This is a genomic window from Escherichia sp. WS3063, assembly GCF_046486595.1.
In the GTDB taxonomy this organism is placed as follows: Bacteria; Pseudomonadota; Gammaproteobacteria; order Enterobacterales; family Enterobacteriaceae; genus Escherichia; species Escherichia coli.
The window spans coordinates 67,031-82,722 of the sequence record NZ_JBJQKY010000016.1 but is presented as its reverse complement, the minus strand read 5'-3'; the positions used below and the strand labels follow the sequence as shown (position 1 = coordinate 82,722).

16 protein-coding genes and 1 tRNA gene are annotated in these 15,692 nt (G+C 48.4%); 13 read left to right on the top strand and 4 right to left on the bottom strand.

Annotated elements, in window-relative coordinates; all coding sequences use genetic code 11:
- The first annotated feature begins 67 nt into the window (after positions 1 to 67).
- A complete protein-coding gene (gene frsA / locus ACJHYW_RS16095) occupies positions 68 to 1,312 on the top strand; it encodes an esterase FrsA (protein ID WP_000189541.1) in 1,245 nt (414 codons plus the stop codon).
- A 57-nt stretch (positions 1,313 to 1,369) separates the two neighbouring features.
- Entirely contained in the window at positions 1,370 to 1,771 is a 402-nt protein-coding gene (crl, locus tag ACJHYW_RS16090) for a sigma factor-binding protein Crl (RefSeq protein ID WP_000174682.1), read from the top strand.
- Between the two features lie 38 nt (positions 1,772 to 1,809).
- Here the strand turns inward: crl and phoE are convergent, their stop codons facing one another.
- On the bottom strand, positions 1,810 to 2,865 hold the full coding sequence (gene phoE, locus ACJHYW_RS16085; protein WP_022645228.1) for a phosphoporin PhoE: 1,056 nt from the start codon (positions 2,863 to 2,865) through the stop codon (positions 1,810 to 1,812).
- Between the two features lie 287 nt (positions 2,866 to 3,152).
- Here phoE and proB point away from each other — a divergent pair, with 287 nt between their 5' ends.
- The 4 genes from proB to ACJHYW_RS16065 all read left to right on the top strand — a co-directional run bounded on the left by proB (position 3,153) and on the right by ACJHYW_RS16065 (position 6,939).
- Positions 3,153 to 4,256 carry a glutamate 5-kinase gene (gene proB / locus ACJHYW_RS16080; protein WP_022645229.1) on the top strand — a complete coding sequence of 368 codons (1,104 nt, stop codon included), beginning with the start codon at positions 3,153 to 3,155 and terminating at the stop codon, positions 4,254 to 4,256.
- 11 nt (positions 4,257 to 4,267) lie between these two features.
- Positions 4,268 to 5,521: a glutamate-5-semialdehyde dehydrogenase gene (gene proA, locus ACJHYW_RS16075; RefSeq protein WP_000893289.1), complete on the top strand. Its 1,254-nt coding sequence runs from the start codon at positions 4,268 to 4,270 to the stop codon at positions 5,519 to 5,521.
- Positions 5,522 to 5,635: 114 nt separating this feature from the next.
- Positions 5,636 to 5,708, top strand: a tRNA-Thr gene (locus ACJHYW_RS16070).
- A 595-nt stretch (positions 5,709 to 6,303) separates the two neighbouring features.
- Positions 6,304 to 6,939, top strand: a complete 636-nt coding sequence (locus ACJHYW_RS16065) for a DUF4145 domain-containing protein (protein WP_061092833.1) — start codon at positions 6,304 to 6,306, stop codon at positions 6,937 to 6,939.
- 25 nt (positions 6,940 to 6,964) lie between these two features.
- Here the strand turns inward: ACJHYW_RS16065 and ACJHYW_RS16060 are convergent, their stop codons facing one another.
- The 3 genes from ACJHYW_RS16060 to ACJHYW_RS16050 all read right to left on the bottom strand — a co-directional run bounded on the left by ACJHYW_RS16060 (position 6,965) and on the right by ACJHYW_RS16050 (position 9,368).
- Positions 6,965 to 7,753, bottom strand: a complete 789-nt coding sequence (locus ACJHYW_RS16060; protein ID WP_061092834.1) for a hypothetical protein — start codon at positions 7,751 to 7,753, stop codon at positions 6,965 to 6,967.
- 53 nt (positions 7,754 to 7,806) lie between these two features.
- Positions 7,807 to 8,016 carry a hypothetical protein gene (locus ACJHYW_RS16055; protein WP_061092835.1) on the bottom strand — a complete coding sequence of 70 codons (210 nt, stop codon included), beginning with the start codon at positions 8,014 to 8,016 and terminating at the stop codon, positions 7,807 to 7,809.
- Between the two features lie 980 nt (positions 8,017 to 8,996).
- On the bottom strand, positions 8,997 to 9,368 hold the full coding sequence (locus tag ACJHYW_RS16050; protein WP_061092836.1) for a hypothetical protein: 372 nt from the start codon (positions 9,366 to 9,368) through the stop codon (positions 8,997 to 8,999).
- Positions 9,369 to 10,118: 750 nt separating this feature from the next.
- Between ACJHYW_RS16050 and ACJHYW_RS16045 the strand changes: the two genes are divergently transcribed.
- The 7 genes from ACJHYW_RS16045 (at position 10,119) to ACJHYW_RS16015 (ending at position 15,687) form a co-directional block, all read left to right on the top strand.
- Positions 10,119 to 10,547, top strand: coding sequence for a hypothetical protein (locus tag ACJHYW_RS16045; RefSeq protein ID WP_023300778.1), 429 nt, complete (start codon positions 10,119 to 10,121; stop codon positions 10,545 to 10,547).
- 129 nt (positions 10,548 to 10,676) lie between these two features.
- Positions 10,677 to 10,868, top strand: a complete 192-nt coding sequence (locus tag ACJHYW_RS16040) for a hypothetical protein (protein WP_047719264.1) — start codon at positions 10,677 to 10,679, stop codon at positions 10,866 to 10,868.
- Positions 10,843 to 11,643: a DUF6945 domain-containing protein gene (locus ACJHYW_RS16035; RefSeq protein ID WP_061092837.1), complete on the top strand. Its 801-nt coding sequence runs from the start codon at positions 10,843 to 10,845 to the stop codon at positions 11,641 to 11,643. The genes ACJHYW_RS16040 and ACJHYW_RS16035 overlap by 26 nt, the downstream gene beginning before the upstream one ends.
- Before the next feature lie 123 nt (positions 11,644 to 11,766).
- Positions 11,767 to 12,132 (top strand): hypothetical protein, encoded by a 366-nt coding sequence (locus ACJHYW_RS16030; protein ID WP_124053570.1) that lies wholly within the window; start codon positions 11,767 to 11,769, stop codon positions 12,130 to 12,132.
- Between the two features lie 165 nt (positions 12,133 to 12,297).
- Positions 12,298 to 12,630 carry a hypothetical protein gene (locus tag ACJHYW_RS16025; RefSeq protein WP_061092838.1) on the top strand — a complete coding sequence of 111 codons (333 nt, stop codon included), beginning with the start codon at positions 12,298 to 12,300 and terminating at the stop codon, positions 12,628 to 12,630.
- Entirely contained in the window at positions 12,630 to 14,777 is a 2,148-nt protein-coding gene (locus ACJHYW_RS16020; RefSeq protein ID WP_061092839.1) for a hypothetical protein, read from the top strand. The genes ACJHYW_RS16025 and ACJHYW_RS16020 overlap by 1 nt, the downstream gene beginning before the upstream one ends.
- Positions 14,778 to 15,345: 568 nt before the next feature.
- Positions 15,346 to 15,687, top strand: a complete 342-nt coding sequence (locus tag ACJHYW_RS16015; protein WP_061092840.1) for a hypothetical protein — start codon at positions 15,346 to 15,348, stop codon at positions 15,685 to 15,687.
- Positions 15,688 to 15,692: the final 5 nt, after the last annotated feature.

Genomic DNA, 15,692 nt, shown 5'->3' with positions numbered 1-15,692 from the left:
GGCGTTGTTCTTTTTAACTTCAGGCGGGTTACAATAGTTTCCAGTAAGTATTCTGGAGGCTGCATCCATGACACAGGCAAACCTGAGCGAAACCCTGTTCAAACCCCGCTTTAAACATCCTGAAACCTCGACGCTAGTCCGCCGCTTTAATCACGGCGCACAACCGCCTGTGCAGTCGGCCCTTGATGGTAAAACCATCCCTCACTGGTATCGCATGATTAACCGTCTGATGTGGATCTGGCGCGGCATTGACCCACGTGAAATCCTCGACGTCCAGGCGCGTATTGTGATGAGCGATGCCGAACGTACCGACGATGATTTATACGATACGGTGATTGGCTACCGCGGCGGCAACTGGATTTATGAGTGGGCTACCCAGGCGATGGTGTGGCAACAAAAAGCCTGTGCGGAAGAAGATCCGCAACTCAGCGGTCGACACTGGCTGCATGCGGCTACGTTGTACAACATTGCTGCCTATCCTCATCTGAAAGGAGATGACCTGGCCGAGCAAGCGCAGGCTTTGTCAAACCGCGCCTATGAAGAGGCCGCTCAGCGTCTGCCGGGCACGATGCGGCAGATGGAGTTTACCGTACCCGGCGGTGCGCCCATCACCGGCTTTTTGCATATGCCGAAAGGTGATGGCCCGTTCCCGACAGTATTAATGTGTGGTGGTCTGGATGCGATGCAGACGGACTATTACAGCCTGTATGAACGTTATTTTGCGCCGCGCGGCATTGCGATGCTGACTATTGATATGCCGTCGGTGGGCTTTTCTTCAAAATGGAAGCTCACCCAGGACTCCAGCCTGTTGCATCAGCACGTCTTAAAGGCGCTGCCTAACGTACCGTGGGTAGATCACACTCGCGTCGCGGCCTTTGGTTTCCGTTTCGGCGCTAACGTTGCCGTGCGTCTGGCATACCTTGAATCGCCGCGTCTGAAAGCGGTTGCCTGTCTTGGTCCGGTAGTTCATACCCTGTTGAGTGATTTTAAGTGCCAGCAACAGGTGCCGGAAATGTATCTTGACGTTCTGGCGAGCCGTTTGGGGATGCATGATGCTTCCGACGAAGCGTTGCGCGTGGAGCTGAATCGCTATTCATTAAAAGTGCAAGGATTGCTGGGACGTCGCTGCCCAACGCCAATGTTATCAGGCTACTGGAAGAACGATCCGTTCAGCCCGGAAGAGGACTCACGCTTAATCACCTCATCATCTGCTGACGGTAAATTGTTAGAGATCCCATTTAACCCGGTGTATCGGAATTTTGACAAAGGTCTTCAGGAAATCACCGACTGGATCGAAAAACGATTGTGTTAAAAATTTGCTAAATTTTACCAATTTGGTAAAACAGTTGCATCACAACAGGAGATTGCAATGACGTTACCGAGTGGACACCCGAAGAGCAGATTGATCAAAAAATTTACCGCACTAGGCCCGTATATTCGTGAAGGTAAGTGCGAAGATAATCGATTCTTTTTCGATTGTCTGGCTGTATGCGTCAACGTGAAACCGGCACCGGAAGTGCGTGAGTTCTGGGGCTGGTGGATGGAACTGGAAGCGCAGGAATCCCGTTTTACCTACAGTTACCAGTTTGGTCTGTTCGATAAAGCAGGCGACTGGACGAGTGTTCCGGTAAAAGACACTGAAGTGGTTGAACGACTGGAGCACACCCTGCGTGAGTTTCATGAGAAGCTGCGTGAGCTGCTGGCGACGCTGAATCTGAAGCTGGAACCGGCGGATGATTTTCGTGATGAACCGGTGAAGTTAACGGCGTGAGTGAAATGTGCCGGATGCATCACATCCGGCAATATCCATTAAAACTGATAGGTCATGCCAACCGCGACAATATCATCATTATTGATGTTCAGCTTATTATCGCTATCCAGTTGGTTTATTTTATAATCAACAAATGCCGACATATTTTTGTTGAAATAATACGTAGCACCAACATCGATATAATTGACCAGATCTTCATCACCGATTCCTTCAATATCTTTCCCTTTCGATAAGACATAACCCAGCGACGGACGCAGACCAAAGTCAAACTGGTATTGGGCGACCGCTTCAAAGTTCTGTGTCTTATTGGCAAAGCCGCCAGTTATTGGCGTCATTTTGCGTGTTTCAGAATAGAAAGTTGCCAGATAAATATTATTGGCATCGTATTTCAGACCTGTTGCCCATGCTTCTGCACGCTTGCCTGTACCACGGCTTTGCAGGTTCTGCTCGTTGGTGCGATCAGAGTTGGTATAGGCTCCACTGATGGCGAAATCGCTGCCACCAAAGTCATATGTCAATGACGTGCCGAAGCCATCGCCGTTTTGCTTTTTAACGTCGCGGTTTTCGTTTTTCCCTTGATATTGCAGGGTTAAGTTCAGACCATCGATAACGCCGAAGAAGTCGGTGTTCCTATACGTCGCCAGACCGCTGGCACGTTTGGTCATAAAGTTGTCGGTCTGTGCGGAGGAGTCGCCACCAAACTCCGGGAACATATCGGTCCAGGCTTCCACGTCATACAGCGCGCCCAGGTTACGACCATAATCGAAAGAACCCAAATCTTTATATTTCAACCCGGCAAAAGCGAGACGTGTTTTTTGCTGTGCAGTATCACTCTCCGCTTTATTACCGGCAAACTCTGCTTCCCAACGACCATAACCCGTCAGTTGATCGTTAATTTGTGTTTCGCCTTTAAAACCAAAACGGATATAACTCTGGTCGCCATCTTTACTGTCGTTATCACTCATATAATGCATGGCTTTAACTTTGCCATAGACATCCAGTTTATTACCGTCTTTGTTATATATTTCTGCGGCCTTTACGGACGCAGATGCCACAATGCCCATCACCACTAATGCCAGAGTGCTCTTTTTCATTTTCATTCCTGATTTTAATTAACGCGCGAATATTCAGCGGGAGAGCCCCGTTGAAAACAGGAAAGTTTTTAACCTGAGATTGTTAAAGATATATTACAGATTAATGATATTCTTAAAATGTGGTAATTTATTAAATCTGTAATAAAAGCGTAAACAACTGCCGCTACGCTTGCTGATCCCGCGCAACAAAACGCCATGCTTTGCTTGCAGATGGTTGGCAACCGACGACAGTCCTGCTAAAACGTTCGTTTGATATCATTTTTCCTAAAATTGAATGGCAGAGAATCATGAGTGACAGCCAGACGCTGGTGGTAAAACTCGGCACCAGTGTGCTAACAGGCGGATCGCGCCGCCTGAACCGTGCCCATATCGTTGAACTTGTTCGCCAGTGCGCGCAGTTACATGCCGCCGGGCATCGGATTGTTATTGTGACGTCGGGCGCGATCGCCGCCGGACGTGAGCACCTGGGTTACCCGGAACTGCCAGCGACTATCGCCTCGAAACAACTGCTGGCGGCGGTAGGGCAGAGTCGACTGATTCAACTGTGGGAACAGCTGTTTTCAATTTACGGCATTCATGTCGGGCAGATGTTGCTGACCCGTGCTGATATGGAAGACCGTGAACGCTTCCTGAACGCCCGCGACACCATGCGTGCGTTGCTCGATAACAATATCGTTCCGGTAATCAATGAGAACGATGCTGTCGCGACTGCAGAGATTAAGGTCGGCGATAACGATAACCTTTCTGCGCTGGCGGCGATTCTGGCGGGTGCCGATAAACTGTTGCTGCTGACCGATCAAAAAGGTTTGTATACCGCTGACCCGCGCAGCAATCCGCAGGCAGAACTGATTAAAGATGTTTACGGCATTGATGACGCACTGCGCGCGATTGCCGGTGACAGCGTTTCAGGCCTCGGAACTGGCGGCATGAGTACCAAATTGCAGGCCGCAGACGTGGCTTGCCGTGCGGGTATCGACACCATTATTGCCGCGGGCAGCAAGCCGGGCGTTATTGGTGATGTGATGGAAGGCATCTCCGTCGGTACGTTGTTCCATGCCCAGGCGACTCCGCTTGAAAACCGCAAACGCTGGATTTTCGGTGCGCCGCCGGCGGGTGAAATCACGGTAGATGAAGGGGCAACCGCCGCCATTCTCGAACGCGGCAGCTCCCTGTTGCCGAAAGGCATTAAAAGCGTGACTGGCAACTTCTCGCGTGGTGAAGTCATCCGCATTTGCAACCTCGAAGGTCGCGATATCGCTCACGGCGTCAGTCGTTACAACAGCGATGCATTACGCCGTATTGCCGGACACCACTCGCAAGAAATTGATGCAATACTGGGATATGAATACGGCCCGGTTGCCGTTCACCGTGATGACATGATTACCCGTTAAGGAGCAGGCTGATGCTGGAACAAATGGGCATTGCCGCGAAGCAAGCCTCTTATAAATTAGCGCAACTCTCCAGCCGCGAAAAAAATCGCGTGCTGGAAAAAATCGCCGATGAACTGGAAGCACAAAGCGAAATCATCCTCAACGCTAACGCCCAGGATGTTGCTGACGCGCGTGCCAATGGCCTTAGCGAAGCGATGCTTGACCGTCTGGCACTGACGCCCGCACGGCTGAAAGGCATTGCCGACGATGTGCGCCAGGTGTGCAATCTCGCCGATCCGGTGGGGCGGGTAATCGATGGCGGCGTACTGGACAGTGGCCTGCGTCTGGAGCGTCGTCGCGTACCGCTGGGGGTTATTGGCGTGATTTATGAAGCGCGCCCGAACGTGACGGTTGATGTCGCTTCGCTGTGCCTGAAAACAGGTAACGCAGTGATCCTGCGCGGCGGCAAAGAAACGTGTCGCACTAACGCGGCAACGGTGGCAGTGATTCAGGACGCCCTGAAATCCTGTGGCTTACCGGCGGGTGCCGTGCAGGCGATTGATAATCCTGACCGTGCGCTGGTCAGTGAAATGCTGCGTATGGATAAATACATCGACATGCTGATCCCGCGCGGCGGGGCTGGTTTGCATAAACTGTGCCGCGAACAGTCGACAATCCCGGTGATCACTGGTGGTATAGGCGTATGCCATATTTACGTTGATGAAAGCGCAGAGATCGCTGAAGCATTAAAAGTGATCGTCAACGCGAAAACTCAGCGACCGAGCACATGTAATACGGTAGAAACCTTGCTGGTAAATAAAAACATCGCCGATAGCTTCCTGCCCGCATTAAGCAAGCAAATGGCGGAAAGCGGCGTGACGTTACACGCAGATGCTGCTGCGCTGGCGCAGTTGCAGACAGGCCCCGCGAAGGTGGTGGCGGTTAAAGCCGAAGAGTATGACGATGAGTTTCTGTCATTAGATTTGAACGTCAAAATCGTCAGCGATCTTGACGATGCCATCGCCCATATTCGTGAACACGGCACGCAACACTCCGATGCGATCCTGACCCGCGATATGCGCAACGCCCAGCGTTTTGTTAACGAAGTGGATTCGTCCGCTGTTTACGTTAACGCCTCTACGCGTTTTACCGACGGCGGCCAGTTTGGTCTGGGAGCGGAAGTGGCGGTAAGCACACAAAAACTCCACGCGCGTGGCCCGATGGGCCTGGAAGCACTGACCACTTACAAGTGGATCGGCATCGGTGATTACACCATTCGTGCGTAAATAAAACCGGGTGATGCAAAAGTAGCCATTTGATTCACAAGGCCATTGACGCATCGCCCGGTTAGTTTTAACCTTGTCCACCGTGATTCACGTTCGTGAATATGTCCTTTCAGGGCCGATATAGCTCAGTTGGTAGAGCAGCGCATTCGTAATGCGAAGGTCGTAGGTTCGACTCCTATTATCGGCACTCACACAACAAAATCCTTTAAAAACAATATCTTAATGCGATTATCGCTCTCAAGATACAATCTTTTTTTAAGGGATTCTATGACCAACAGTTGCCGCTATGGTTAACAGTGGCTACTCAGGGATGTTAGCACGTAGCGGCCTGTAGTTGTAAAGCTCGAACAGGTACAAAGCGTGAACAGTCCCCACGAACCGCTATCAACTCGAAGCTGATGACGCTGCCAACGTCTCTAAATCCTCCCGAAACAGATTGATCATACGCATTTAAGCCCGATGTGCGGCCTTGTGGCTGCGTAAACAGGTGAATAGTGGTAAACGTACCTGCACACGATATGCAGGCTCTGCCAGCGCTTCGCTCACGCTCCTGACGGTACACGAGCACCCTGATAAGGTGTGATCCATCTGACAATCTGATGATGTCGCTACGCTCCGCTTGTTGCTTGTACCACTAACGGGGCTTTATGGCTTCTATTGACTTAAATTAGATAGTTGCAAGGAAATAAACTAAAGATAATTTAAGTGTTGAGCGGTTTACTCGTATTGCTTGAGGGCAGTATCATTACAACATTAATGGGATTTTTAAGGGACTGATGTGAATGGCTGAGTATTATCCAGCGGTGTTTGAAGCAGAGGCTTTTAACTGTCCTCACTGTGGTGTTTATGCCCGACAATTCTGGCGTAGGATGTATGGCTCTTCAAATGCGCTCCCTTCAAGAGGATCTGAGTTCCGAATGTCATCGTGCGCTCATTGTGATGAAGACGCTTTTTGGTATCAGGGCAACATGTTGATCCCTGCGACTGGCAATGTTGAACTCCCAAATCCAGATATGCCCGATGACTGTAAGTCCGACTACATGGAAGCCAGAAGCATCATTAATCTGTCTCCTAAAGGGGCCGCTGCACTACTTCGTCTATGCCTTCAGAAGTTAATGGTCCACTTAGGCGAACCGGGGAATAACATTAACGCTGACATCCGGTCACTCGTTCAGAAAGGACTACCTGTACGTATCCAGCAGGCAGCAGACATCTGCCGTATTGTCGGCAATCAGGCGGTCCATCCCGGAGAAATTAGCCTTGATGATGACCCGCAGTTGGCACATGGTCTCTTTAAGCTGCTGAACATTATTGTCACTGAGCAGATTACCAGACCCAAAGAGGTTGAAGAGATGTTCAATAGTATGCCTGAAAGGGCGTTGAAGGGTATTGAAAACAGAGATAAACCTAAAACTTAAAATGAGGGGCTTAAGCCCCTTTAGCTTATTCAGAAAACCAAATTTCTGGCCTTCTAAACTCCTTATTCTCAATAAAAAACAGAATATCTTTCCAGACTTCTTCATTTTCTTCCCAGAATTTTTGTTTTTCATTCATTGTAAGGACTTTACTATCATCTATTAACTTCTTGAGAATAGCAGGGATATCTTTATAGGGTTTTTTCCAGAAGGCATTACGAAATTCTTCAATTTCAGCACTTGCATCCCGAACGGGTGTTAGAAGTTCAAGCTGTTTTTCTGTATCGGTAATAGGTTTATTTCCAACCCACTGATGATAGATTTGGCTAGCTTCTTCATGATGACCCCGAAGAATTGTTATTATTGTCTTTGAGAGTAACGAGCACATGTCAAAAGTAGTAAAGTAAAACCAATCGTGTTTGATTGCGGTTAATTCATCTTTCTTAACCCCTATTTGTTCAAGTTCACTCGAAATTGAAGATACTAATTTATAAAGATCTTTGTTTGATGTTGCTGTATCTAGGCGTCCGGTTCTGGAGGCTAATGAAATAGCTACTTCAGAAATAGGTAAGGAAACTTTTCTTAAACTCTCTAAAACTTTTTCAGCATCGTTAATAGTATCTCTTAATTTTGCCTCCATGCCTAAGAGCTTTATTTCATGCCATTCAAATTGAGTAAGCACCATCAACCCGAAGCCTGTTACAATGACAACAGTCCCTTCAGTTGCTCCTATTGTCAGAGTTACAATTACACCAGCGCCTATAAGTAGCAATGCAATGAAAAACAAAAAATTCTTTATCCATTTATTTTTTAGCATATCACTGTCACCATTACGATTAAATTTGATCCAATATGAAGTAAAGTAAGTAACTATTTTTCGTTCTCTGATGCCTCAAACGTCTTGGAGTGAGGGCAGGACTGTGAGCGCGTCACCAGCGTGAACAGATAAATGTTGCTTTCGTAAGTGCAAAGCCGTTTTCCGCCCTGTAACTCTTGTTCGTCGGGGTTGCTCATGGTGATTTTTCCTGCATGAGCCGCCAGCGGCAGCAGTGCCACAACAAATAGTAAAATTTTCTTCATTTCCACAACCTGCCCTGTAGGTGTCCCGGCTCTTTATCCTCCAAGTTTACATTCTCCTGTTGAAAATATCCCCGGCTCTGTTGGTGATCTGCTAGACCGTCAGCCCAGACCCTCGGTGAAAAGCGCTTTTCTTCGCCAAATATCGCTACGTGATGCCTTCAGCGACACGCCTCACTGCAACAAGCAGTGCAGTTACACAATGCTGCTTTGGGCTGAGGCAAGGGAGATAACTTGATGTTTTGAAGTGCCTCTGTTCACTAATTGTACAGTCATTTAACATATTGTATCTTGCATGTACTTGACTGGAATGGTCAGGTATTGCTTTTCGGAGCGTTGATGCGAAGCGGGGTACACAACAGCGATTTCACCAACAGAAGGAAAGCATTCAGGAGGATTCGAGGTGAGTTCTCTTGTTCAAGGATTTTGGATGAGTTTGCCTGGTCATCAGACAATTTCAGGTTTCAGGCCTTTGAAGCTGCCAGCGTGTCAAACCTGCTGAAAGTACAATTTCCTATTTGCCAGCAGAAAAAGAGCTACTACGGCGACGTTACCACAACGGGTTGAAGGTCTGCCATCACCTGGTGATATTCACCGAGCCAGGCCGCCACTGTTTCGTACCATTTCCCACAACAATGTAAACAGCCACATCAATAGCCCAGCATACGCTCTCAGCGCTGCTCTACGGCGTTATCTCCACACAATCGTGAACTGACAACGCCATGATCCACGACTTCCCATAGCGCGATAGAGGAGCCTCCAGAGGGGGGTGGTTTTGGTTTTTTGTATGATGTTTTATTTTTTATGGAAAAATGGTTCAGATAGGTGGTTGTGTTTAGCCTCATATCCACCAACATATTTAACGCACCCAGCACTGGCGCGGCTTCGTTGTGTAGATCACGACATAACAATCACTACATCCCACAGGCGAGCCAGTGACAACAGACAGGATTTTCTATCAATTAACAGGTATTAAAGCTCTATTATTTCCCGCCGAAAATCCAACCGATGATGGCACCGATTACCGCAGAGCGGGTCTCACCTGCTGCTCCTTTGAGAATGTTAATAACTGCATCGCCTGCACCAGGTGCCTGCTGTTGAAGTAAATTCAAACCACGAGGTGTTAACTTGGCGGCGGTGTCCATGTCGGTTGAAGAGATTATCTCCGTGTAACCCATATCGCTGAGAGCCTGGAGTGTGTTGCACAGCAGGTCAATCTGAGTTCTGTCTCCTCTGGGCTTCCAGCCGAAGTCTGAAAAATCGAAAGATGAGTAAGCCGGATAGTCCGCAAACAGTTTCACCAGGATTCCAGTTGCCATCTCGTTAAAGCTGTCTTTGCCTTGGACGAATTCCATAATGTTTCCTTTTGTTCACTGATTGAACGAGGTTACTCAGTTACGGCAGGAAGTACCAGTCAGAAGTCATCGGTAACGAATACATATGAAAAGAAGTTTTCATCGGTAATGGTTACAGATGGGTCATCAGTAACGGTTACGCACCAATAAGATCAATATATTAAGATCAAATAAAAACCATTAAGATCTTTAAAACCTTAAGGTCAAAGGCAGGGTGAACTGGTGTTCACTAGTTGGTGTTAAGGAGTGATGCTTCTGTATCGCTCTGCTCTGAATGGCTCTGCCACTTCAGATATGTGTGGAAGACAAGCCGCGAGGCGCGTCAGTCAAATGTGGATCGAGCACGGCGCAGAGGAGCTTTAAACGCGACGTAACTCCCCCCTTGGAGGGGCGGCGGTCCCCCCTCAATCTCGCAAGGCGATAACGGCCCTCTGATTCTGTGGCGATGCCATGAGGCACAGCGGTCCTGTAACGCTCCCTGTCGCGTTCAGAGCGTCTTTCTCCTGTTGCTGGTATTTGTACCGCTTCGCTTAGGGCGTTGAATCTTAAGCGTCTGAGAGCGTTTTGTGATAAAGGGATTGACAAAGAAAAGGTATATGTATAAAGTTGCGGGGTATTGACATAAAACACTTCCATTTCTTTATTCTTTAAGTGAGAAATCGGTTGACAAAGAAACTAATTTATAATAAACTATATATTATCAACTGAGATGATTTTATGAATAAACAATAACTTAAATAGGAGAGATGCATGGGGAAACCTGTTCTGTTCGATTTCTCGAACGCCACTGCCTCAGAGATTGTCGCTGCAATCGATGCAAAAATTACCACAGCTCAAAATCTGCACGCCTTCCGCACTCGTATGGGCGGTGCCAAGAAGGCCGATAAGCTCTATCCAGCTACTCGCGAAGCACTGAACATCATTAAACGCCTGCGTCAGCAAGCGAAAGACGCAAAAATCATCCGGGATATTCTTAAACCATACTCAGCAGAGTTGGCAAAAGGCCGTGATGTTATGGAAATCATTGAACCAGTACTCTCTGCCTGGCGTGTCTATTACGCTTCTCATGGCATCGGCTTGATGAATGAACAGATCCTTCTGCTTAAGATGATTGAGTCTGGCGGTGAACTCGAAGGCATTACCGGAAAACCCATTCCAGAACTGACCACAACCGAATAACCATTCTCTGCTTTACACCGTTGGCAGCAACGCCACCAAACGAAATCGCCGCAAACACGGCTTCTTACTCCTGATCGCCATCCGCGATAGCAGGAGCGATAACTATTATGCATTCGGGGGGAACTTGATATGAATTTGAAGATTCAACAGCACGTATACGCCGGACTTTTAGAAGAAGCGAAGCGCCGGGGAACAACTGTTCCAAACCTTGCACGCGAAGTGCTAGAAATCGCCGCCCATCTTTTTGATAACGGTGAACCTTTACCCGCCTTGGGGAATATTAATGGAGATAATAATGAACAAAAGAGCGTCGCAAAATAAACCAGAACTATGGATTGAAGAAGATCGCCGCCTTTTCTATGCAGATGCAATCACAATTAAGTCCACTGGTGAATGTTTCAAAGTCGAGGATAAACTTGCAAAGATCCATACCTATATGGTGGATCAATACAACAGCTACCAGGCTGATGGTAAGAGTTTCTACGAAGATCAGCGCGATATCGCGACTAAATGTAAATGCACACCAAAAACTCTTGGCAAGTGGCTGAAAGTTCTTCAAGCACTTGGTCTACTTATCATTGATGAGAGCCAGAAGAGCCACTCTTACACGGTGCGGTCAGTAGTCAGCCAGGAACACAACTTGATTTTCAGCTATCCGAAATTGTTGAACGGCAAGCCGTCATACGACCATGAAGAGACGCTTAAACGCCTTTATGCATCTCAGGGACGTAGGAACGTAAAAAATCATCAGCCAAAAACCGAAGAGAGCGGTAAGAGTGAGCAGAAACGTGATGTGGAATCTTTCATGGTGGGATCTGCCGCGCCTGCTGCTGGAAAACCAGACGGCATACCTGCTGTGGATATTCCTGTCGATGTTGATTTATCCGGTAGTGATGATCCATCACTGAGTGATTCAAATGGGAGAAATGTCGTTGAGTTCCCGCGAAATTGTAGACCCAAACCCAGTTTTAAATTTGTAGCCCCAGATGATGACGACCACGAGGAAATCCATCAGGAGCAGGAAACCTTTATTGAGCCAGATGTTTGCCACGAACCAACGCCGGAAGAAATTGACGCTGCGGTAGCTCTTATGTGATGGAGGAATGAATTGTGTGAACACGTAAGCGGTGTACTGACCGCAGATGAAGAACAAAAGCTATCTCGCCTTTTCTCCGTCTTGGAGAATCCGACATATAAATCCCGGTCCAAACCATCCGACTTGGAAACACAACGTAAAGCCCGTTTGCTATTGAATCGTGGGTTTTCACTGCAAATTGTCGCAAATACACTAGATCTTCCGTTTGCTGAAGTCTGGCGGCTCGCACGTCAAAAACAAGCGGTGACCTGGGCGATGATGACACCGACAGCCCGGACAGAATTTGTCCGTGAAATGTGGTCACATCGGATGCACCCGGAACAGATCCGCAAGCGTTGCGATGGTCTGTCATACGTAAGCCTTCGATATTACCTGCATAACGCCGGGATCACTGACGCTGAAATGTTGGGTTACTACCCAGACGTGTTCGCGAATATCTGCAAGTTGCCGACAGTGAAGAAGAAGCGCACTAAGCGTAAATCCAAATAATCCCACATCGGGAGCCAATGAACTTTGAAGCAATCTTTTCTTACCTGCCCGTTGTCTGGCTGGCGTATCGCTGCGTCTATGATGGGCTGATCCTCTTGCTGCGAAGCAGTGACGTTGCCCGTCATCGCCTTGCGACAAATATCCTACTTTGGAGACTCCATAAAAATGAAAAACGTAAACGACATCCGCGCCGATATTCTCGCCGCAATGCAGGCCGCTGCCGAACCGGAGAGCGGAGATCTGAATAAAAGCGCCGAGCAGGTGTTGGCTGATGCCATCGAGGGATATCTGACCGCTTCGACTGCAACAGCCAGCAAATCAGCCCCGAAAGCAAAGACCATAAAGGAAAAAGGGATCGCTCTGTGCCACCAGGCCCAAGGTTATAGCGCTAATCTGCGTCCGGTAAGTCTCATGATGAAGGCAAGTCTTGATGAGCTAACACCTGAACAACGCGCCGCGCTTGAGCGTCTGGGTTACGATATCAATCAGGGGGTGTGATGTCTGGTAATATTATAGTTAGCACCCTAACAAACCGAGTGGTCTGGGATGTCGATCAGACAAGTTACGGCAAAGCCTTAAAGGCTGTTAAATCCATCAAAGCTGCTCACGAGAAGCCCGCTAAAGCGCTGGAGAAGGCCCAGAAGAGGACCGCTCAGATGGAAGGCAAGGCTTCACTAGCATCGGCTAAGGCTCAGACAGCGAAGCTCCGCCAGGCTGAACAATTGTCAAAACAGCAACAGAAACAAGCTCAGATACAAGCCAAAATGGAGCGGGACGCAATCGCCCACGCCAATAAAATGACCTCATTACAGGCTCGCCAGTTATCTCAGCAGGAGCAGGCAGCACGGCAGAATGCCCGTTTAGCAGCGATTTCTGCAAAAGTGCAGGCCGCAGCCAGATCACGAGCGATGACCTACAACCCAAACATGGGCGGTCAACATTACGATCCTGGTCTTGTTTCCCGCCAGACTGACGCAATGAACCGTGGTCACGGCGCTGTTGCTGCCGACATTGCAGCCACTAAAAGGGCTATGGCCTTAGAAGAAAAGCGCCAGCGTGAGAAAGAGGCCAGTCTTAAACGCCAGAGCACTGCATACGATACTCTGCGCCGTGCCAGTTTAACTATCAGTCATATCGAAGGCGCTAGCCTGGCTGACAAGATGAAAGCTGTGCAGGCAATCAAAGAGGCTACCAAGGGATACTCCGAGCAGCGTTACACCATCGCAGAAATGCGCCATGAACTTGCTAAAGCGACTCTGGAAACCAGGCGGCAGGCACGTATTAACCGCCAGATTGTTAAAGATAAAGCGAAAGCCAAGCGAGCAGGGCGCATCAATGCTCAACGTCTGACCAGTGAACGTAGCGAACGTGGTTATGGTGGCCTCGCTGCTACTGGTGTAATTGCAGGTGGTTCCCTGATTGGCTCAATGGGGGTTGCTCGTGTTGGTCAGACACTACAGGGCAGTGTTGAACGCAACCAACAGATGAAGGCTTTACAGTCTCAAGGCATCTCACGTCTTGAATATGAAGCTGTGCGCGATGTTGTCGCCAACAAAACCGGCTTTAATATTTCTCCAGACAAAGCCCTTGATTTTTCTGCTGACTATAACGACAAAGTGGGCCAGTTGACGGCTAACGGAACATGGAAGACCAACAAAAACGGTCAATCAACGTTGTCCGGTGGTGGTGAACTTGGTGACCTTATCAACGCTATTGCAGGCAAATCCAACGTTGCCACGGCAAAGCGCGTTGTTAAAGAACTCCAGGGTATCGACTTTAATCTCTTCCTTGTGTACCTCAAGCAATTGCAGAAGACTTTTAAGTTCACGGATAAAGAAACAGCCGCTTTTGCAGAAGCGATCAACGACGCAAGCAAGATCCTTCCGGCATTTGCTGATGGTGGTGAAGCTGTTCAGAAACGTATGGATGACCTCGCCCGGAATGGTTACGCCCTGAGCGAAGCACAACAGGAACAGCTAAACCGCCTAAGCGCTCTCTCTGTTGAATATTCAAGGATCAACGATTCGTTGAGTGATATTTTCAGCTCAGGTTTTGCTGATGGGTTGGGAGAGGTTGGCAAGAACACTTCCAGCTTTAGCAAAGGTATGGCTGGCCTCGTTCCTATTATGGATAGTTTGGGGAAGGCTGTAGGCCAGGTGACTGCTGATATGTTGTTATTTGCCGGACGGGTGGGCCAACGTGTTAACGAGGGTGCAACACTTCCGGATGCAGTCTACAACACCGTTGTGGATGATTCCGCAAACGGTGCTGCCGATTGGATTAAGGAAAAGACCGGCTTTGATCCACGTAGCATCGGTCAGACGCTTAAGCAGATTTACCCGTGGCTAGATAGTTCAGCACCAAGCAATATCGGCTCAGGCACAGCGTATAACGATCCAGCGCTAGCGTTGAATGTTCCAGGTCTAAACTATCAAACACCCCAGCAACCAACGTTTACGGTTCCGACAATTGATAGCATAGTTCAGCGACAGCCGATTCCTGTTGCGGTCACTGGCGAAGCTGAGATTAAACTCTCACCGCTTGATATTAACGTGAATGACGGCGCTATTAACGGTTTGATTGATACAAAACTGAGGAGCTATGAGCAGGCACAGAACAACATGATCCTTGGTATTGCTCAATGATGAAACAGAGGGTGGCGAATTCGTCGCCCCTATCTCAACACCGCAATGCGTATGTATCAAATTTAGCGACAAATCAAATACTTTTCGTGAAATTTATTGTAAATAATAATCATTCGTGTTAAAATAATATACAAGGTGAATTACAACAGCCAAATGTCATTCCCTTCTATAAAGCAGGCTCTGTGACACCGTGGAGCCTCTTTTGTGATGTGTCGCTTCCAGCCTCTCACTGGACGTTTGCCAACGGGCGGTACATCACAAAAGATTCGCCCTAGGGCGTACAAAGTCTGGGCCTCTGGTCTGGATTTGCCATTAAATCCGGCTCTCCTCCGGTCATCAGCCATGATGCAAACTGGCTCAGGTGTTCAGCGTTTGAGGCTCCTTACCTCTTGGATGGCGCTGATCACCTTCTCATTCCTACCAGTGAAATTGACTCCGGACGACTCTCCGTCGGGTCACTTTTTTCATCGGAACAATTCGAAAGGCTGGCCCTGTTGCCGTTTACGGCTCAAGCAGGCGCTGGCCTTTTGTTTACATAGCTATGTGAAATTTAACGGGAGTTAATAATATGAAAATGGGAACAACTGAACGTTCTTACAATGACGCGATCGCGTATGCAATCGATCCGAATTTTGACCGCAAGACTATTACCGTCGATCTGGCTGTAGAAGTCCAGCCGGGTAGTTGCATTACCAGCGCTGGGGCTGCTTATGTCTCTGGTGATGACTGCCTGCTGGTTCTGAGCCACCACAGGGCCGAAGATGCTGCTCATATCATCGTTGCTGATCGCGGGATTTACATCAAACAAGACACCATCGTCGCTGTTATGGGCGCTACCGCTGGCGCTAATGCTATTGCCGCACTCACCAAAACGGGCGCAATCCGTACCAGCGCACCGGACGCAGAATAATAATA